A 19863-nucleotide genomic window follows, 5' to 3' on the forward strand; every position below is an offset into this window, starting at 1 on the left:
AGTTCATTACATTGACATTTCTAAATAAATCGTTTCACCCTTGGTTATTCGCTCTCCTGGGGCTATCGACTGCTTTTTAACGAGACCTCTACCTTTAAATACCACCTTTAAACCTGAATTTTCAAGAACAAAAACAGCATCCTTTGCTCCCATTTTTGTAACATTAGGAACAATGTTTTTGACAATGCTGCGCTTAGAAAGAGGCAGCTCGTTATCTGTAGTGGTATCTATTCCAACAAAACCATTCTTAAAATCCTGCTTCAAGCGGTAAGGTATCTTCAAGTCGTCAAGTACGTTTGTTAAGCTCCTCAAGTCACCCGATTTTGAGCGCGGCAAATCTACTAATTTGCCATTAGGTTCTAAAGGTTTATGCCATGTTAAACTTGTTGAATAAACCTTATCCGCGATTTCCTTAAATACCGGACCGGCAACCTGAGCAGCGTAGTAAACATTCTTCGAAGGCGCATTGATAACCACAATACAGCTATACTTGGGATTACTCGCAGGAAAATATCCTGCAAAAGAAGCTTGGTACACCCGGCTTCCTTCGGCACCATAACCTTTTGTACCTTGTGCTATTTGGGCAGTGCCTGTCTTACCTGCAATTTTATAGTTTGGATTTCGAAGGTTGGTGGCCGTCCCTGAATCTACCACGCCCTCCAAAACCTTCTTTACCTTTTCGATTGTAGACTTTGAGGCAATAGAAGGAATTATAACTTCGGCCGGGAATGTTTTTACAACATTTCCATGATATCTCAACTCCTTTACCAGCTTAGGTCTAACCATCTGCCCTCCATTGGCAATTGCATTGTAGAAGGTTAACATCTGCAAAGGGGTCATCTTTACCTCGTAGCCAATTGACATCATTGGCAAAGAAAGGCCAGACCAATGTCGGTCGGTTGGATACTTAATGTAAGGCTTTACCTCACCCTTGATATCAAACCCAACCTTCTCGTCAAGATGCATGCTATAAAGCCTATCGATAAACGCACACTCGCGACCTTTGTATGATTTGGTAATCAACTTTGCTACGCCAACATTAGACGAAAGTTCAAAAACACGTTGAGCGGTAATCACTCCATGCCCTCCATGCTTCGAGTCTTTTATCCTCTTATTATAAATGTAGATTTCTCCATTTTCGGTATCAACGTCTTCGTCTAAGCTTATTAGCCCATCTTCGAGCATACAGATTAGGGCAGGAATCTTAAAGGTGGAACCAGGCTCTACCGATTCGCCAACCGCGTAGTTGTAGTTTTCAGAATAGCTTCCATCTACATTCCGTTTAAGGTTGGCTATTGCGCGAACTTCGCCCGTAGATACCTCCATCAAAATGGCAGTACCGTGGTCTGCTTCGTTTTCAATAAGGATTCGATTAAGTGCGCTCTGCGCCACATCCTGCAGGTTAATGTCTATTGTTGATACCACATCAAGTCCGTCTTTGGGCTCAACATCAACTTCGCCATTTACTGGAATCCAAACGTTGCCAGCAACACGTTGAGCCATGGCAATCCCCTCAACCCCCTTTAAATCTCTATTAAAGGCATACTCTATTCCAACACCGTAGCCATCCTCGTTTATTGCTCCAATTGTCCGCGAAGCTAAAAAGGCGTTAGGTTTTAGTCGACGTCCTACCTGAACCAGAATTAAACCGCTCTTATTTTTTCCCTTGTTAAATAAGGGAAGCGATTTAATTTGCTTCATCTCTATATAGTTTACCCGACGTGGCGCAACCGCAAAATACCGTTTGCCATCCTCGCGAGCATTTACCAGCTCCTTCCGATATGCCTTGGCCGATTTATCCTTAAATAAGTTCGACAACCCATTAGCCAACGAATCTATCTTTTCGTAAAATATCTCATCGGTAAGTCCCTTTGCCCTAAGATCCATACGAACCTCATAGTAAGGAATAGACGTTGCCAGTATACGTCCATCTACAGCCAAGATATCACCACGGCTAGATTCTATATTAATACGCTTATAGGTAACCTCATTTGCCTGTTCCCTCCACTTAGAGCCTTGGAAAAACTGCAAACGTACAGCTTGAACCAAAATTAGAACTCCAATTATGAATAGGAATAGGTAAACAACGCCTACCCTCCACATTATGTCCTTCTTAATTGACATAGGCTAATGCTACTTATTTTCTATAATTTTAGGAGGAACCGTTGATTCCTCCAGGTTTATACCTTTGTCCTTTACTAACTTAACAACTTCCGATTGACGGCTAATGCGCATCAATTCCGCTGCCGTTGTTATAGATTCGGAGCGCAAATTTTTCAAATCTTCCTTAAGCGCTTGTTCCTCAATAGCAATCTTCTCGTTCTTATAACGATTAGCTATATAAAATATCGCCAAAACGACCAGTAGTATAATATAAGGTATATGCCTCACCAGATAATCGCGCACAAGCACGTTTCCCGACAGCACATCCTTAACATGGTTTACACGCTTTCCAGCAGCGACTTTCGGCTGCTTTATATCCGTAAACTCAGGCGCTTCCGTCTTTTTATCAATATTTTCTAAAACCTCTTCCATTCTACTTCTTTTCCGCTATTCTAAGTTTAGCACTTCTTGAGCGGTTGTTTATTTCCAACTCCTTCTCTGTTGGGGAGATCGCTTTTTTATTGACAATATTGAACGGCGTAATGACGTTCCCATAAAAATCTTTCTCCAGCTTACCCTCAAAATTTCCGCTCTTCATGAAGTTCTTGACCATCCGATCCTCCAAAGAGTGGTAGGTTATCACGCTTAGTCGGCCACCAGGTTTCAAAACTTTTAAAGATTGCTCTAGCATCTGCTTCAGAGCCTCCATCTCCCTATTTACCTCTATTCGCAGCGCCTGAAAAACTTTTGCAAGAAATTTATGCTGTGCGTTTGCAGGAATATGTGGTTGAAGCGCTTCTACAAGCTCCTGAACGGTCTCTATCGGCTTTTCATCTCTTTTCTTTGTAATGGCTCGAACAAGCACCTTAGGGTTGTCAACCTCCCCGTAAATGCGGAGCAACTCCATTAGCTTTACTGGATCATAGGTATTCACCACATGAGCAGCATCGAACTTAGATAGCGTATTCATTCGCATATCCAATGGTCCTTCAAATCGGAAAGAAAAGCCCCGCTGCTCATCATCAAAATGGTGGGACGAAACGCCCAAATCGGCAAGAATACCATCCACCTGCTCATAGCCAGCATGCCGAACAAAGTTTCGTAAAAACCTAAAGTTTCCATGTACAAAAATTAGGTTCGGGTGAGTAGGAATATTGTTTTGCGCCTCCAAGTCTTGATCAAAAGCAATTAACTTTCCCCCTTTTAGATGCTCGAGGATGTATCGGGAATGACCACCTCCTCCAAAGGTTACATCAACATAAATACCGTCAGGATTAATGTTTAGCCCTTCGACGCTCTCTTTTAGCATTACGGGTACGTGGTATTCACTCATAGCTTACTCTATTTCGCCGCCCAAGAATTTCTCGGCATCAGCCGCGAACTGCTCCTGCGACATTTCTGATGAATAGTACTTTTCTTTATCCCAAATTTCAATCTTATCTCCAATACCGATAAAAACGACCTCCTTTACCAATCCTCCCATCTCAATAAATCGTTTAGGGATAAGAATTCGGCCGCTAGAATCCAGCTCCACATCGGTTGTTGATTTGTAAAACTCTCGCAAGAATCGATTTTGCGCTTGAACGTACGGATTAATCTTTCGCTTGATAATCTCAAGCTGACGCTCCCACTCTGCGGTAGTATAGAGAACAAGGCACCCTTCAAAGATATCCTTCTTGAGGATAAAACGCTCCAACACCCCCTCCGACTGCTTTTTGAAAGCAGCAGGAAAGAGTACACGCCCCTTATCATCGAGTTTGCAAATGTAATCTCCTACAAACGAGTTCATTGATTTTGGCTTGTATTCAGGGTAAAATTACTACATTTTGAAGCAAAAGCATCCACTTTTTCCCACTTTTTCCCACATTGTTGATAACTTTTTATGTTAAAGATGGTCGTTTAACATAAACCAAGGCTTTTAGTCCATTCTATCACCGTTGATATTGTCATTTTTTTACATGAATTCGATATTTTTCTTACTTTTGCCAATCAGAAAAAAACGAATTAACCGTGGAAGACCATACGGACTATTACATAGACGTAGATAAAATTATAGCCAGTAAGAATCCAAGGCTAAAAAAGTTCCTACCAAAATTTATAACCAACTATCTAAAACGCATTGTCCATCAGGACGAACTGAATGGCGTTTTGCGCCGCCACGGGCATAAAAGTGGCTTGGAGTTTGTAAATTCATCTCTCAAGGAGTTGGATATCAACTATCGAGTGTACGGTATTGAAAATCTAAAGATAGAAGGTCGCTACCTTTTTGCATCTAACCATCCTCTTGGCGGACTTGATGGACTAATAATGATGAGCGAAATGGGGCGCCACTACGACAATATTAAGTTCGTAGTCAACGATCTACTTCTAAACATTAAGCAGCTAGAGCCGCTATTTATTCCGGTAAATAAGCATGGGCGCCAATCTGCCGAATATGCAGAAAAAATCGAATCAGCATATGCTTCCGACACCCAAATCCTCTACTTCCCTGCGGGGCTTTGCTCGCGCAAAGTTAAGGGAGAAATAATCGATTTGGAGTGGCATAAAAGCTTTATCCAAAAAGCGATTAAGCACAAAAGGGATGTTGTTCCAGTATACTTTTCAGGTCGCAACTCCGATTTTTTCTACAATCTATCCAATTTCAGAAAAAAATTGGGGATCAAGGTGAACTTTGAGTTCATTTACTTGGTTGACGAAATGTTCCGCCAGAAGAATAAGAAAATTGATATTGTGATTGGAGATCCAATCGCTTATCAAACATTCGACAATAGCAGAAGCCTAGTTCAATGGGCGGAATACGTTCGCGAGAAATCGTACGCACTTGCTGAACAACTAGAATTTTAACAAGAGACCAATTAGATTGCCATGGAACCAATTATTCAACCGATTGATAAGAGGCTTATCAAAAAAGAGTTGACTAAAGATAAATTCCTCCGTAATACCAACAACGGCGGAAACAAGCTTTACATTGTAGACCATCACGACTCCCCCAATATTATGCAGGAGATAGGACGCTTGCGAGAGCTAGCCTTCCGTGCTGCGGGAGGAGGAACTGGTAAAAGCACCGATATTGATGAGTTTGATATTGACCCAACCCACCCATATAAACAGCTGATTGTATGGGATCCGAGCGAAGAAGAAATTTTGGGAGGATATCGTTACATTGTATGCGACGATATTGAGGCAAAAAATATGGCAACCTCGGAACTTTTCAACTTCTCGGATAAGTTTAAAAAGGAATACTTAGGACACATGATCGAGCTTGGGCGCTCGTTCGTGCAGCCCAACTACCAAAGTACACGCCTCCGCAGCAAAGGCATTTACGCCCTAGATAACTTGTGGGACGGACTTGGCGCTTTGGTTGTAGAGCATCCCGATCATAAGTACTTTTTTGGGAAAGTTACCATGTACACTTCCTACAATGTAGAGGCCCGTAATATGATCCTTTACTTCTTACGAAAATACTTTCCCGACCATGAAAACTTGGTAACGCCAATAGAGCCTCTTGTTCTCGAAATAGATCAGAACGCGCTAGACACTTTGTTTGATGATAAGCCATATGAAGAAGGATATAAAATCCTGCAAAAAAGAATTCGTGAGCTCGGAGAAAATATCCCACCACTTATAAATTCCTACATGAACTTATCCCCTTCGATGAAAGTTTTTGGAACAGCCATTAACCACGAATTTGGAGCTGTAGAAGAAACGGGAATCCTCATTACTGTGGGCGACATCTATCTCAGAAAAGTAGAGCGCCACATCAAGTCTTTCATACCAAGATTTATCAGACGCAAAATACGCAAATAAGAAAGAGGGGCTACGCCCCTCTTTTTATTTTACAGACGACACAATATCTTTCATCAAGTCTTCAAATCTCATCCTATTCGTAGAGGTTGGAGAATATCCCAAAATTACTACGACTAGCTGTTTGGAAGGAATCATATAAATCCGCTGGCCATCATGTCCCTCGCAAGAAAACATATCGGAAGGTAATTGGTTAACCTCCGAAGTTCCATTAAGCCAAAAACCAGCACCATAGCTACCATTGCTTCCCCTTGTTGCAGTTCTTGTATATTGAACCCAACCAGCAGGAAGTATCCGCTCTCCATTAAAAATGCCATCTTGCATATATAGAAGTGCAAATCGGGCATAATCTCGAGCCGTTGCATAAATGTATGATGATCCAATAAACAAGCCATCATCATCAGGCTCTATTATAGCATCCTGCATTCCTATTTTATTAAATAGATTATGGTATACATAATCGTAAAATACTTCATCACTTTCAAAATGGCTTCGAGCCCAATCACAAACTAGATTGGTACTTCCTGAAGAGTACTCCCAATGCTTTCCGACAGCAAACTCTAACGGCTTATTTTTTACAAATCGAGATACGGATGCATTACAGTAAAGCATCTGAGTTACATCAGATCTATTCCCATAATCCTCATTCCACATCAAGCCACTTTGCATCCGTAAAAGATCATTTGGAGTAATTGTTCTTCTATCATCATTTTTCCACTCCGAAAAATCTACCGGTTTAAATATATTTACTCTTCGATCCTTGACTAGAACACCTACAATTGCATTAGTAAAGCTCTTGGCCATCGACCATCCTAACAATCGAGTTTTTGAGGTAATCCCCTTTCTATAGGCTTCAGCAACGGGAATGCCTTTATGCACTACTAAAAATGCAAAACAAGTTCCCCCATAGGCCCCTTTATTTACTAGCTGGTTAGCAATGCTCTCCAACTTTACGTTCGAATTAGCAACCGTAGAATCCAGAAAACGATCGCCTAAAGGCCAGCACTGATATTCCATTTTGCGATTCCAGCGATTTTCAAATTTAAAGGGGCGAATTTTTCCTCGGTCCAGAGTCGAGCCAATCCCCTTTCGAAAAATTGCTGTAGATTTTCGCCACAATAGCAGACTTGTCACCGAGGAATCTTTAAAATTGACCATATTAGAAACATACTTTATTGGAAAAAACTTCAAATCAAGTTTTTCCACATCATTCTGCTCCCTATTCGAAATAAAAGTAGCAGAACAAAGGTATTTTGCACTATATCCAGTTGCAATTGGCAACAACGAATCTACATACACAGTACCCCACATCAGCAAGCCGACAAGTAGAGTTGAACCAGCAAAGACAAACGCTTGTTTTCTCCTTTTATCCATGATTTTAGATTTCATCTTGGTTAAAGATACATTTTTGTAAAGACAAATGATGGCATATTCCTGTACAAAAAAGGCGACCCGATAAGGTCGCCTCCATAAAAGATATTGATTCGCTTAGTCTTTTGAAATACCCGCAAAAATTTTGCTGTCATTATTAATTTTTGCAACAAGAACTCCTTTAGCATCAAACAATGATGCTTGATACATGTCGGACGTTGATTCTAAAATAAGAGTATAATCAATGTTATTCACCTTGATGTTTGTTTTAAATCCCAAATCTGCCAGCGTTGTTGCATATTTCCCGTTCTTATTGGCATATTCCTGCTGACGATAAAATAAAGCCCAAAGTGCACTTTTTGCCATTTCATTTTGAGGGATCTCAAAAGTTTTAACACCATTCAATTTTGTGCTGTTAACAAAAGACAAGTACCCCCAGCGTTCTGGACAGTGCATATTAACGACACCTTGTGGCGACCATACCCAGTTATTTTCAGGTTTTTGTCGACCTGTTTGTACATCAACCTCCTTCACGTATTTCCCTTTTTCGACTTTTGTATCCCACTCAACTCTCGAAAAATTAATTCTCCACGGTGTTGCTACCGATGGATTTGTCATTCCAAAAGCCAAAGTGCTAAATGGAATTGCAACTTCTAATGTCCACCTTTTATCTGTATCGTTTGGGTTATTAATTGTTCCATCAATACTAATTCCTTGCTTTAGCCCATCGAAATTCCAACTATGAATAGCAGGCGCTCCAACCCTATAAGTTTTTACTACAAATAGATCGAAAATTGTTCCTATAGCATTTACCTCGTACTCAAAATAGTTGTGAGTGTCGTTATCTGGATCGATAAATATTTCAAAATCATTATCATAAAACACGATCTCATCATGCTTTTTAAGGTTAGCCCAGATATGTGGATCTTCAATTTCAGCCGCCACATAAAGATATTTATCATCCCAGGCCATCTTCACCCGAGTTGCATATCTAGGATTAGGCTTTAAATTCCCTTCAATATCCACAAACCGATCAGTCCATGGTGCATTAACCCAAGTAACCTCATCCAACTTTCCATCCAACTTAATGGGATCTGCGGTTCGTACCGCGGAATAACTTTTAGGAAACGTAAACAGCGACTCAATCCCTTTCACGTTCACACCTTCGAATGCCACTTGTGCATTTACATTCATAGCTGAAAATGCAAACAAAAGCACCACTCCTTTTTTCCAAAATCTAATCATACAAACTGCTGAAATTTTCTCGAAGATATTCTTTTTCAACTCAAATATCCTCATACTCTTACATCAAGAGTACGTTAATAAACCTTACCATACTAAAGGGAACAACAGCACGAATGCTTCGCCCAAAACACAAGCAACACCAACAAGCTACTGTACAGGAATAAAAACAATTTGTCCATTTAATTTTGGAAGGATATAGCTAACTGCATAAATTTGCACGCTCAATCAAATCACTTAAATAATAGATAAAAAATGAAACTATTTAGTATCCTTTTGCCATTGGTGTTTTTGCTTTCTTCTTGCAGCAAGGAAGAAACAACCTATACAAGAATGGATTATACGGTCCTTGGGATATCTCAGGTTACAGTTAATGGAGTTGTACTATTCCCACTAAAGGACACAAAAAACCTAGCTCCCATAAACATTGAGGGTATGTACCTCGAATCTCCCTGTGAAGACCTATCTGGCCATTACGCTATCAAATATTACTTAAAAAAACATCCATCAACAGAGCCTATAAGGGTAGTTGGAGAGTCAAAATATCCTGATGTAGAAATCACGTACGAAGAAAAAGTTATTAATGAAATCCACAAAGCCATTTCAGTAACCTTCTCTAGAAAAGGTTACGAACCCAAAGTGACATACACCTTTGTTTTTCTTTTTGCAAAAAAATAGAGCAGATACGAACCTAACGATTAGATTTTTTTAGTAATTAATAGAAGAAAAAGAACCTTTACTGCTTCCAAATAGTTGTATAAAAAACTGATTTCAAAAAAATTCAACTGGGATGCCGAAAACAGTAAAGAGTAGGCACAACAAAAAAGGATGTAGTATATGACAAACAATCAGCCTTCGGGAGCAAACAATGCTCTAAAATCGATTAGCGACTATCATTTTCATGCATTCAACAAAGATGTCCTAACGGTTCGAACAATTTACCTCATTATCAGAGCACTCCTCAACAGGAATAATGCCAGTCCTACAGGAACCCAAAATAAATCCACAGATTTTCTTGAAGAGTTACTTCGAATTCGAAACTTTTTGCATATAGGCTTTCAGGAAAATAGCATTGATGTATTTAACATACTTTTAAACGATTATAAGCAAAAAGGATACGTTTTGGACACTGCAATCCCTTTAATGTTTGACGTAGAATACTGCTTCATAGAAGCCACATCCCAAGGCGAAACTAATATCCATGATAGAGTAATAAGTGATCTGAAGAATCGATTCAGCCTCTTAAAAGAAGAAAGCAACAACGAAGATTTCGGAGCAATCCAAAATTTTCTGAATACTCTCAACATAGACGGAGACGATGTGCTGAGTTTTGCTGATATCACCACTCGTAGTTTCGAAAATCAGTTAAATGATATCAAATCACTTAAAACTAAGTACCCAACCACTATCTACCCTTTCTTTGCCGTAGATCCTCGTCGTCCAAACGTCGTTCAAATGGCGAAAAATGCTATAGAAAGCAAAAATTTCTTTGGCATCAAGATATATGCACCCAACGGATACTCTCCGCTTGATCCAACACTACTCCCTCTTTACGATTACTGCCAACAGCACAGTATTCCTATAACAGCTCACCATTCACTTGGAGGATTCGCTTCTTTTGCCAATTCGCTCAATATTTACGGTAAAATTTATAGAAACGGAGCAATTGTAGATCCACAAAATCCAGTACAGTTCGAAAAACTATTTAGCCCTGGCTGGATTGAAGACAGAGCCAACACTCTTAACCACCCAAAGCTGTGGGAGCAGGTTCTTTTACTCTTTCCTGAGCTAAGATTAAATCTTGCCCACTTTGGTATTTTTAGCGATGCAAATACTATAAAAGATCGCTACTCGTGGACAGACTACGTAGCGGGACTAATGAAAACATTCCCAAACTTATATACCGATCTATCATGCTATACCAGCACCGATGACTTAAAGTATATCAACAACCACTATTTGAACGATCCGATAATTGGAAAAAAAATTCTCTATGGTTCTGATTTCTACTTAAACATGCTCTTTATTGATAACTTCAAGCAATATCTCACAAATTTTACCAACATATTAGGCCCCAACTTCGACAAAATTGTTGTCAACAACCAACAGTTTTTTGCCAAGCAGCCTGCAGCACTTAAGAACATTTAGATCATAAGATCAAAGAGGGTCGCTTTTGTGCTACCCTCTTTGCAAATAGAGAAGTATTGCTGCATAACATTTTCTCACCAAATAAATATTCCTAGATTTGCACCAGATTTACTTCGGGGCAGGGTGTAACTCCCTACCGGCGGTTATAGTCCGCGACTCCGACCTTTTAGGTAGGACTGATTTGGTGAAATTCCAAAACCGACAGTTAAAGTCTGGATGAAAGAAGATAAATCGCATCGTAACTGCTATCCTGCATCACCTTGGGATATCTTGCCCCGATTGTATGGTTATAAAACAACTTAGCGGGTAAGACTTATGGAATCAATCAAACAGTTTGGTAACAACTACAAAGAACGCATCGAGAATGCCATCAGCAAACTACAACAAGGAAAGGGAATCCTACTTGTAGATGATGAAGATCGAGAAAATGAGGGTGATATCATCTTTCCAGCTCCCACAATGACCTCAAAAGATATGGCCCTAATGATTCGGGAGTGTAGCGGCATCGTGTGCCTCTGCCTAACTCCAGAGCGTAGCAAAGTGTTGGAGCTTCGTCCAATGGTCATTGATAACACCAGCAAGAACCAAACCGCATTTACGATCACTATAGAAGCAAAGGAAGGTGTTACTACAGGAGTTTCTGCAGCCGATAGAATTCAAACCATCCGTACTGCTGTTGCCAAAAACGCCAAACCAAGTGATTTAGCACACCCTGGGCATGTTTTCCCTTTAATAGCCAAAGCAAATGGCGTATTCGAACGTCGCGGCCATACAGAAGGAAGCATCGATCTGGTTAAGCTCGCTGGTCTTGGCGACTCTGCCGTACTTTGCGAACTCACCAACGAAGACGGAACAATGGCGCGCCTACCCGAAATTATACGCTTCGGGATTCAGCACGATATGCCGGTTGTTACTATCGAAGATATCTACCAGTATCGCCTAATGGTAGAAAAAAGCAACGCAAAAGTGGCCTCCGAAGCCTACCTTTAGGATCAAAAAATAAGAATTAAAGCCCGTATGTCCATTTTTTCTAAATGCATGCGGGCTTTTAGGCTTCACCATTTAACGTTTCATTATAAAGCAACATTAAAAGCCACCTGCAATTGAACTGGTTTACAACTCAAAGGTTTTTCAATTGATACCCGAATAGATCCCCCTACGTTGATTGTAGGATGGCAAGTAGGATATAACAATAATTCCTTTATCAACCAAAATTCAGTTGCCATGAAACTATCTATTTTTGCTAAAGCAGCTGCCTTCACATTTGGCTTTACAGCAATCGGAGCAGCAGCGGTTGCACAGGAAAGCGATCAATCGCTACTCGAAAAGTTGAAGTGGAAAAATGATATGATGCACATTAAGTTGGACCTCCGCACCGACTTCGTTACCACCTTCAACTCGAACCTTGATGACGAAACCAGCTTTAAAGGCCAAACTTTTAAGGTATGGCTTGTAGGAAAGATAACTCCCAACATCAGCTACCGGGTACGACAACGTTGGAACCGATTTAGCGAACCGCTTGGCCGCGATCGCCTCTCGTCAGCTACCGACCAAGCTTACTTAGCATTTAAACTTTGCGACTACTTCTCCATCATCGCAGGAAAACAGTCCGTACAGTACGGAACTTTTGAATACGATTACAACCCTGCCGATGTTTACCTACCAACCTTGTGCTTCGACGATTTGGATGCCTACAAAACAGGGGTAGACTTCGTCTTTAACGTACCAAAACATGAGTTTCACTTTCAGATTGTCAACTCGGATGCACCACAATTCGCAACACAGGATTACAAAAATAAGGCACTTGCCTATAACCTGCTTTGGGCTGGTGATATGCTCGACGGGACTCTTAAAACTCGCTGCTCCTACCATCTCACCCAAAAAGAGAGAGGCGATTACTTCAACTTTTTCACGCTAGGGCTGCAAGTCAACTTAGGCGCATTTAGCACCGAACTTGATTACTACAATGGCATGAGAATGATGAGCATTTCTAAAAATCCATCCATAACCTACGATCCTGTAAACGATCCAACCGTAAAAGATCAATCTTTTTCAGCCAACTTTAAGTACTATAAAGACAAATGGGGATTTTTTGTAAAAGGATTATGGGATCAACGTATAGACTACAAAGCAGATAGCAAGGCCTTTCAAGATTGGGGACTCAACACTGGCATCGAATACTACCCGTTAAAGGGTGAAAATCTAAGGGTTCATCTAGTCTATGGACACCGTAACACGGATTATAAATACACCTTTACCAATAAACCAACAGAAGAACTTAACTCCATCACCCTCGGCATTCGTTGGCTTTTCAAGGTGATGTAACCACCCCCACAAGCAAATAAACTTTACCACCCTTAAAGAGCAATTTTTAAGGGTGGCTTATTTTAACATAAGCCCAACATAAATAATCTGATAAAAAATAGCCATTTCTTAACGCTCTATTGTTATATAAAGAAATCTAATTCTCCAGTAAATGTCCATTCAGAAAAAACAGGAACCTTTTTCTATTCGCAAGCGGTTGATCAGTTTTACGTATGCGCTTAAGGGGGTTTGGCTACTATTTAAAGAGCATAATGCGCAAATACATCTTGTTGCAACCATTATTGCCATAATCCTAGGTGTTATTCTGCGCATTTCTACCTTCGAATGGATAATCATCATCCTTCTTATTGGAATTGTACTGGCAGCCGAAGCAGGAAACTCCGCACTTGAACGTCTTGCCGATAAGATATCCTTAAATCACCACCCACTTTTAGGAGAGGCAAAAGATTTGGCCGCAGCGGCTGTTCTATTTTGTGCTACCGCGGCTGCCATAATTGGCATCATCATTTTCTTGCCAAAAATCATTAAACTAATATTTTAACTCGCAACACCATGGCAAATAAACAAACGAAATTCACATGGCGCAGCAGCATTACCTTTTTATATCTTGCCTTTTGTCTTGGCTTTCCGCTAGGATTACTTGTGCTAACCATTGGACCTGCCGCTTGGATGGCTAGCTACGCCCAAAAAACCAACATGAGTCTATCTTTAGAGTCCACTCTCGGAAAAGTAATCATCCTTCTATTTTTAATTTTTACCATCCTAATAGCCTTATGGCTTACCAAGGTGGTAGGTCGAATACGAAGTAAAGGATTTCGCTTTCTCATATTCGCTCTCCCCTTTGCTGCATTAGTAGCATCTCTATTCATTTTTTCCTTCAAACCACAAGTTATGGTTGCCAATACCCAAGGGATACAAGAAGCACAGATAAAGGGTGTTGGAAAGGTTCAATTTATTTTAGGATCCTATCCAGACAGAACGCATCTTGATCAGCTGAAATATGAAGGTTACACTGCAGTCATCAGCCTTTTACATGAAATGGTGGTCCCTGCGGAACCTGTTCTTATTGAGGAGGAAAAAGAAAATGCAGAACAAGCAGGAATTAAAATCATTAGAATTCCTATGCTCCCTTGGATTTCAGGAAACGAAGAAGCGGTACAAAAAATAAAGGATCTGGCCGTAAACGGAAAAGGGAAATACTACGTACACTGCTATTTGGGACGCGACCGAGTAAATGTTTTTAAAACCATCGTCAAATCGCAAGCAGCAGAAGCTTTAGAAGCTAACGCATCTCTAGTAAAAACGCGCTCGCTAGACGATCTTACCCAATTCGAAAGAGGGCCCATTATAAAATTGGTAGAAGGGGTTTATCTTACGCCCTACCCTACAGAAGAAGAAATGTTTGGTTATCTCCTAAATGGAACATACAAAATGGTTATCTGTATCTTGGATCCCAACGATCCTGCTGATAAAACACGCATTCAGGAAGAAATGAAAATTTTTGATGATTACGGTGTTAACCTAAAAAACATCCCCATAACCAAGACCAACAAAAAGCAGGTACAAATGCTGGTAGATTCAATCAAGAAAATGGAAAAGCCACTAGTAATTCACGGATACCGTGTAAATAACGAACTTGCCACAGCATTGAAAGAACAACTATCCAAATAACAACTGCAAAAAGAAAATCACCCTACTGAAAAAGGGGGAATGTAAAAGAACCTCATCCCTCTACAAAAGGAATCTGATCCTATAGGACAACGTGCTTTTTGTAGTCTACAACAATTTTAAGGTAGATTGGCAGGAGGTTAACAGAGCATTAACCCTTTATATTGACTCGTTAACCGAGAAAAGGTGCCGACAACCCTATCTTTGCATAGACGACAACAACCAAATAATCGTCTCATAGATTAGATTAATTTTCTCATGTTTTAGGTTAAGAGTTAGCCCTCGACGCGATGTCGAGGACTATTCGTTTATAGGGGTGCCATTACAGATACTCTCATATCTAATCCAACAAAAAACTACTCCCGAATAGCCTTTTCGAAGCAATAAAAGAGGCCTTTTCTGAAGTTTACGGTACCCGCAATGCCGTAACGAAGGCTTTTGTAAAAGCTCATTGTTATGGGATTTTTGCTAAAGGTATCCAACCGGATGGAGGTATAGCCATTATCGTCGGCAAAACGTTCTGTAAAATGCATCAAACGGCGGGCAACTCCCTGCCCTTGATATGATGGGTGAACACTCAGACGATGTACAACAAGCGCCTTACCGACGGCATGCCGCCACTCAACATCGATGTACTCCTTATCCTGAAATTCGTTCAGGACTACCATACCCTTTATCACTCCATCCTCCTCCAGCACAAAAAGAGTACGCTCTTGGATGTCGTTGTTAATGGTTACTGCATCTGGGTAAATTTCATCCCATTGGTCAATACCAAGCGAGTTCAAGTTGGCGATTACCGCCCTAAGCAACAGCATAAGGCTATTCAGCTCCTCTATCTTTGCGCGTCTAATCATTTTTACTGATGATTTAAATGCTAAACCAAGGTTGGTTGGCCATAAATATAAAAAGAATATCGTTTACAAGCGGCTTAACTCCGTTTTTTACACACATGCACTCCACCTTCGTTTTGATTGTTAGCTAAAACTTCATGCTGGCTTATACTTGACGTTGCATTGCAAGCCCATCTTTAGGTACAAAAAAGAAGTATGGAAGACAATCAAAAGCTACAAGCAATTTTGGAGTGCCACTGCCAAAGCATTGCACGCGTTGCAAGCAATACAGAACTCCACGCCTCGCTAAAAGATTACGGCTACGATACCAAAATGCTTCAAAAAGGAATAGAACTAGCAGAAGAGGTTTATGCACTACTCTATTCCTTTCAAGAGGAGCCGCTGCAACCATACGACCTAGCCAACAGCTACTGGGTAATATCAGAGCAAGCGCAAAGAAGATACTGCGCGATTGTAAAGCAGCTGAATAGTACCGCCTCACTCAACTTAGAACTGATGAAGGTTATACCTCCGGTGGTAGATACGCTAGCACAATCGGAATCGCTACATACCGCATACAATCTTTACAGACATCTACTAATTAATACCGAAAAGTATGCCGACCTCCTAAGCTTTGCAGGCATCTCTGTAATGATGCTCGAAGAGGAATTGGGCATTTTAGGCGAAATAGCCTACCTTAAAACCATCCGATATCGTTCGCTTAGAGATGAAGAGCACCACGTAATAAAAAGGGATAGCAAAATAGAGGAGCTGATAACCTACTCGCACGAACTAAGCGCAATAGTTTCGCTTATAAATAGCCCACGAGAAACTGCACCAAGGTTAGCAGAAGCCCTAATTGCCTAAAACGCGCTATAGCATTCCACTTTTTATCGTACCTTTGCCCGATAACGCACGTTAAATGGAAATGCTACTATTAGAACCTCTTAGCTGGAAGGATTACGAGCTGATTGACTCTGGAAATTTTGAAAAGTTAGAGCGATTTGGCAGCTACATTGTTGCCCGCCCCGAACCACAAGCGGTATGGAATAAAACGCTCTCGGATGGCGAATGGGAAAAGATGGCTAATGCCTACTTCAAAAAAGACAAAGGAGTACAAAAAAGCGGCCAGGACGAAAGAGGAACTTGGATAAAGAAAAAAGGGATGCCCGAACAGTGGGTAGTTTCTTACAACTATAAGGATATGGCGCTAAAGATGCGCCTTGGTCTTACCTCATTTAAGCATGTTGGGCTATTCCCCGAACAGGGCGAGAACTGGAACTTCATTAACGAATCGGTAAAGAAAATGAAGACGCCACAACCCAAAGTTCTTAACCTTTTTGCCTATACTGGCGGCGCCTCTATTGCCGCAAAAGCCTCTGGTGCCGATGTTACCCATGTCGACTCCATCAAACAGGTAGTAACTTGGAGCCGAGAAAACATGGAAATCAGCGGCTTAAACAATATTAGATGGATTGTTGATGACGCCATGAAGTTTGTCCGTCGCGAGGTTAAGCGAGGCAACAAGTACAACGGCATAATCCTTGACCCTCCTGCCTACGGTCGCGGACCAGATGGCGAGCGCTGGATTTTGGAAGATGGCATCTTGGAGTTGATCTGCTGCTGCAAAGAACTCCTCGATCCAAAAGAAGGATTCCTTGTTCTTAACCTTTACTCTATGGGTTTTTCTGCCCTCATCGCAGAAACGCTCATCAACCAAACGTTTGGGAAAGGCTTAAACATGGAAATTGGTGAACTTTACCTAAAAGATAGGTATGCAAAAAAGCTACCGCTTGGCGTATTTTGCCGCTTTACCAATTTCTAAAATAATATAAGGATGAGCAACGCTTCATCCTTTTTTATTTACACCAGCACTCGGAAGCTAGTAAAATAAAAACTGGCGTAACCTGTCGAATTAACGAAGGTTGCGCCAGTTCTTTATATCGTAATAGAACGTCTTTCTACCGTTCCCGTATAAGTCGAGCCATATAAAAGCCATCGCCACCCGAAGATGGGAATATAGTACAGTCTTCATCCAGCACAAACTCGGGATGGATGGCTAAAAAGGCATCAACCTGTCCCCTGTTCTCTGATTTTAGAATACTGCACGTAGAATAAACCATTTCGCCTCCAACTTTTACCATTTTGGAGTAGCGATTTAGAATCTCTGCCTGCTGCTGCTTTACGTTAGCAATATTTTCTGGTGTAATTCGCAACTTCGACTCGGGATTACGGCGGAACACTCCCGTTCCAGAGCAAGGCACATCCAGCAGAAGGTAGTTAACCTTGTCGTACATCCTCTTAATAACCTTTGTTGTATCAATAACCCGCGTTTCGATGTTGGTAATACCACTCTTAAGCGCTCTACGCTTTAGCTCTTCCAACTTTTGAGGATACAAATCTAGGGATATAATCCGCCCCTTATTGCGCATTAGCGCTCCAAGGTGTAGCGATTTGCCTCCGTTCCCCGCACAAGCATCAACCACCAAGCCATTACCTGTAAAGTTGGCCAGCAAAAACGGAGCAACCTGCTGAGAGGATATATCCTGCACCTCAAGTAGCCCATCCTTAAATGGAACGGTTCCAAAAACCTCCTTACCACCTACAACCTCTAGCGCATCGGGCACATTGGGTACAGCGCGAATAACCACCTCTTGCCTCCGAAGCTGCAGAATCAGCTCCTGCGTCGAAATCCTCAACGTATTGGTACGAATGTAGCGTTTAGGTTGGCTTAAAAAAGCGTGCAGCTCCATTTCCCATTCGTCTCCTACCTCCTCTTTTGCTAGCGCAACAAACCATTCTGGGAAATCTAGCGTAACATGCGCTTCGGCATAGCTATTTAGCTCGTTCATTGGCACCTCTAGCGCCTTATTTACAATGTTGATGATGCTTTCATTGTTCCCTCCACCAAAATGGTACCAGCAACGAAATACAAAAGGAGCGTAAAGGCTCAGCGCCCTACGAATATTGGGGTCAACAACTTTTTTGTCTTTAAATAGATCGCGTAACGCTCTATCGAGGTACACATCTTCAACGGCAACCTTGCGAACAACGTTGGCAAGAAGGTTGGTGAGCAGCTTTTCTTTCATTCTCAAAAATTGTGGTGCAAAAGTACGATAAAAAGAGACGTTACACCCATGATTACCATTGATCTATTAATTTTTATGATCGGAAGGCTAGATTCGTCCAAGAATTTTATCCATAACCCAGCAGGGACGTGCGCCCTCCTCTGGGCTGCTAGGGCATTTCCCGACACCTTGAAGCTCCTCAACAATGGTTTGTATAAGCGGCTGCTGAATATGCTGAGGATTCTTAAATGCGAATCGTTCCTCCCTGCCTTCCGCCCTAAGAACTATAGGCGTAAATTCGAATGTCGAGAAGGTGAGGCTTCCCTTTGTTCCAATAATTTCAATAGTATCGGTTCTGATGTCGTTGGTTGTTACAAAGCACCAGAGAGCAGAGCCAACAGCCCCATTTTCGAAGCGAAAAGATGCAGTAATGGTATCTTCTGCAGCATATAAACCTGCAAGATTGGTCGCAGAACCTTTTACATCATCAATTTTACCAGCAATATACTCGATGATATCAATAGTGTGAGGAGCAAGATCGAAAAGGTAGCCTCCACCTGCAACCTCGGGGTCAACTCGCCAGATGTGCGAATGGCTCTCACGATCGGCGTGTGCGGCTCCTCTATAAAACCGAACGTTTACAGCAAGAATAGCACCGATACGCTTTCCATCCACCAATTCTTTTACCTTAAGGAAGTAGGGTAATGCACGCCTGTAGTGCGCTACAAAAAGAGGTTGATTAGTCTCCTTGGCAACCCGAATCATCTCTTGGCACTCCGCATAGTTCCGAGCCATAGGTTTCTCCACGTATACAGCCTTTCCTGCACGCAATGCCTTAATGGCATACTCTGCATGCGAACTTGGAGGAGTGGCAATGTAAACCGCATCGATATCTGGGTTAAAAATAATATCATCAGCGTTGATAAACCACTGCTCAACACCATGCCGAAGAGCATAGTCTTTAGCTTTTACAGCATCCCTGCGCATTACTGCAACTAACTTCGATCCATCAACCTTAGCAAAGGCTGGTCCGCTTTTAACTTCGCAAACATTGCCGCATCCAACTATTCCCCACCTTACAATCTTCATATCAAAGTCTTCTAAAGTATACCCAAATTAAATTAATATTCTCGATACTAAATAGTCGTTTTAAAAGTATATTTGAAAACTAAAATATATCTAATCTTAAACGTGTATTTTCATTAAGGAAGAAACATTATGCTAAATTAATGGGCATACACACATTCGTATTTTGACATTGTCCTTTAGTATTTAAGGTGGTGTTCGAAACATATTTAATATAA

The 19863-nt window shown here is 41.2% G+C and carries 19 protein-coding genes and 1 riboswitch; of the genes, 10 read left to right on the forward strand and 9 right to left on the reverse strand.

The genetic code is table 11. The features are described 5' to 3' along the window. Positions 1-6 precede the first annotated feature (6 nt). Genes L990_RS00800 through L990_RS00815 form a run of 4 tightly spaced genes read right to left on the reverse strand, consistent with a single transcriptional unit; the run spans position 7 to position 3892 of the window. Positions 7-2124: a penicillin-binding protein gene (locus tag L990_RS00800; protein WP_047444548.1), complete on the reverse strand. Its 2118-nt coding sequence runs from the start codon at positions 2122-2124 to the stop codon at positions 7-9. Positions 2125-2133: 9 nt separating this feature from the next. After that, a complete protein-coding gene (locus tag L990_RS00805; RefSeq protein ID WP_052180623.1) occupies positions 2134-2535 on the reverse strand; it encodes an FtsL-like putative cell division protein in 402 nt (133 codons plus the stop codon). A gap of 1 nt (position 2536) precedes the next feature. Next, positions 2537-3436 (reverse strand): 16S rRNA (cytosine(1402)-N(4))-methyltransferase RsmH, encoded by a 900-nt coding sequence (rsmH, locus tag L990_RS00810; RefSeq protein ID WP_047444549.1) that lies wholly within the window; start codon positions 3434-3436, stop codon positions 2537-2539. A 3-nt stretch (positions 3437-3439) separates the two neighbouring features. Beyond that, positions 3440-3892, reverse strand: a complete 453-nt coding sequence (locus L990_RS00815) for a division/cell wall cluster transcriptional repressor MraZ (RefSeq protein WP_047444551.1) — start codon at positions 3890-3892, stop codon at positions 3440-3442. A gap of 221 nt (positions 3893-4113) precedes the next feature. On the opposite strand from L990_RS00815, the gene L990_RS00820 reads away from it, so the two are divergent. Both L990_RS00820 and L990_RS00825 read left to right on the forward strand, forming a co-directional pair. Beyond that, positions 4114-4947: a 1-acyl-sn-glycerol-3-phosphate acyltransferase gene (locus L990_RS00820; protein WP_047444552.1), complete on the forward strand. Its 834-nt coding sequence runs from the start codon at positions 4114-4116 to the stop codon at positions 4945-4947. A gap of 21 nt (positions 4948-4968) precedes the next feature. Further along, positions 4969-5910: a GNAT family N-acetyltransferase gene (locus L990_RS00825; RefSeq protein ID WP_047444554.1), complete on the forward strand. Its 942-nt coding sequence runs from the start codon at positions 4969-4971 to the stop codon at positions 5908-5910. Positions 5911-5934: 24 nt separating this feature from the next. Here the strand turns inward: L990_RS00825 and L990_RS00830 are convergent, their stop codons facing one another. Together L990_RS00830 and L990_RS00835 are read right to left on the reverse strand one after the other, a co-directional pair. Further along, complete coding sequence (locus L990_RS00830; protein ID WP_197057204.1) at positions 5935-7281, reverse strand: serine hydrolase domain-containing protein; 1347 nt, start codon at positions 7279-7281, stop codon at positions 5935-5937. Positions 7282-7395: 114 nt separating this feature from the next. After that, entirely contained in the window at positions 7396-8523 is a 1128-nt protein-coding gene (locus L990_RS00835) for a carbohydrate-binding family 9-like protein (protein WP_197057205.1), read from the reverse strand. A 252-nt stretch (positions 8524-8775) separates the two neighbouring features. Here L990_RS00835 and L990_RS00840 point away from each other — a divergent pair, with 252 nt between their 5' ends. The 6 genes from L990_RS00840 (at position 8776) to L990_RS00865 (ending at position 14664) form a co-directional block, all read left to right on the forward strand. Further along, complete coding sequence (locus L990_RS00840) at positions 8776-9198, forward strand: hypothetical protein (protein WP_156121264.1); 423 nt, start codon at positions 8776-8778, stop codon at positions 9196-9198. Between the two features lie 159 nt (positions 9199-9357). Further along, a complete protein-coding gene (locus L990_RS00845) occupies positions 9358-10668 on the forward strand; it encodes an amidohydrolase family protein (RefSeq protein ID WP_047444558.1) in 1311 nt (436 codons plus the stop codon). A gap of 105 nt (positions 10669-10773) precedes the next feature. Further along, positions 10774-10900: riboswitch (FMN riboswitch) on the forward strand. Between the two features lie 83 nt (positions 10901-10983). Next, positions 10984-11658, forward strand: coding sequence for a 3,4-dihydroxy-2-butanone-4-phosphate synthase (gene ribB / locus L990_RS00850; RefSeq protein WP_047444559.1), 675 nt, complete (start codon positions 10984-10986; stop codon positions 11656-11658). Between the two features lie 234 nt (positions 11659-11892). After that, positions 11893-12993, forward strand: coding sequence for a porin (locus L990_RS00855; RefSeq protein WP_156121265.1), 1101 nt, complete (start codon positions 11893-11895; stop codon positions 12991-12993). Between the two features lie 151 nt (positions 12994-13144). Beyond that, a complete protein-coding gene (locus tag L990_RS00860; RefSeq protein ID WP_047444562.1) occupies positions 13145-13534 on the forward strand; it encodes a diacylglycerol kinase family protein in 390 nt (129 codons plus the stop codon). An 11-nt stretch (positions 13535-13545) separates the two neighbouring features. Then, complete coding sequence (locus L990_RS00865; protein ID WP_047444564.1) at positions 13546-14664, forward strand: hypothetical protein; 1119 nt, start codon at positions 13546-13548, stop codon at positions 14662-14664. A 353-nt stretch (positions 14665-15017) separates the two neighbouring features. Here the strand turns inward: L990_RS00865 and L990_RS00870 are convergent, their stop codons facing one another. Beyond that, entirely contained in the window at positions 15018-15515 is a 498-nt protein-coding gene (locus L990_RS00870; protein ID WP_047444565.1) for a GNAT family N-acetyltransferase, read from the reverse strand. Positions 15516-15707: 192 nt separating this feature from the next. Here L990_RS00870 and L990_RS00875 point away from each other — a divergent pair, with 192 nt between their 5' ends. Together L990_RS00875 and L990_RS00880 are read left to right on the forward strand one after the other, a co-directional pair. Beyond that, entirely contained in the window at positions 15708-16358 is a 651-nt protein-coding gene (locus L990_RS00875; RefSeq protein ID WP_047444566.1) for a hypothetical protein, read from the forward strand. Positions 16359-16413: 55 nt separating this feature from the next. Beyond that, entirely contained in the window at positions 16414-17316 is a 903-nt protein-coding gene (locus tag L990_RS00880; protein ID WP_197057206.1) for a class I SAM-dependent methyltransferase, read from the forward strand. 136 nt (positions 17317-17452) lie between these two features. Here the strand turns inward: L990_RS00880 and L990_RS00885 are convergent, their stop codons facing one another. Together L990_RS00885 and L990_RS00890 are read right to left on the reverse strand one after the other, a co-directional pair. Continuing rightward, complete coding sequence (locus tag L990_RS00885) at positions 17453-18580, reverse strand: RsmB/NOP family class I SAM-dependent RNA methyltransferase (RefSeq protein ID WP_052180625.1); 1128 nt, start codon at positions 18578-18580, stop codon at positions 17453-17455. An 87-nt stretch (positions 18581-18667) separates the two neighbouring features. Beyond that, positions 18668-19648, reverse strand: coding sequence for a Gfo/Idh/MocA family protein (locus L990_RS00890; protein ID WP_047444567.1), 981 nt, complete (start codon positions 19646-19648; stop codon positions 18668-18670). Positions 19649-19863 lie beyond the last annotated feature (215 nt).

It is taken from the genome of Alistipes sp. ZOR0009, from assembly GCF_000798815.1.
Lineage (GTDB): Bacteria > Bacteroidota > Bacteroidia > Bacteroidales > ZOR0009 > Acetobacteroides.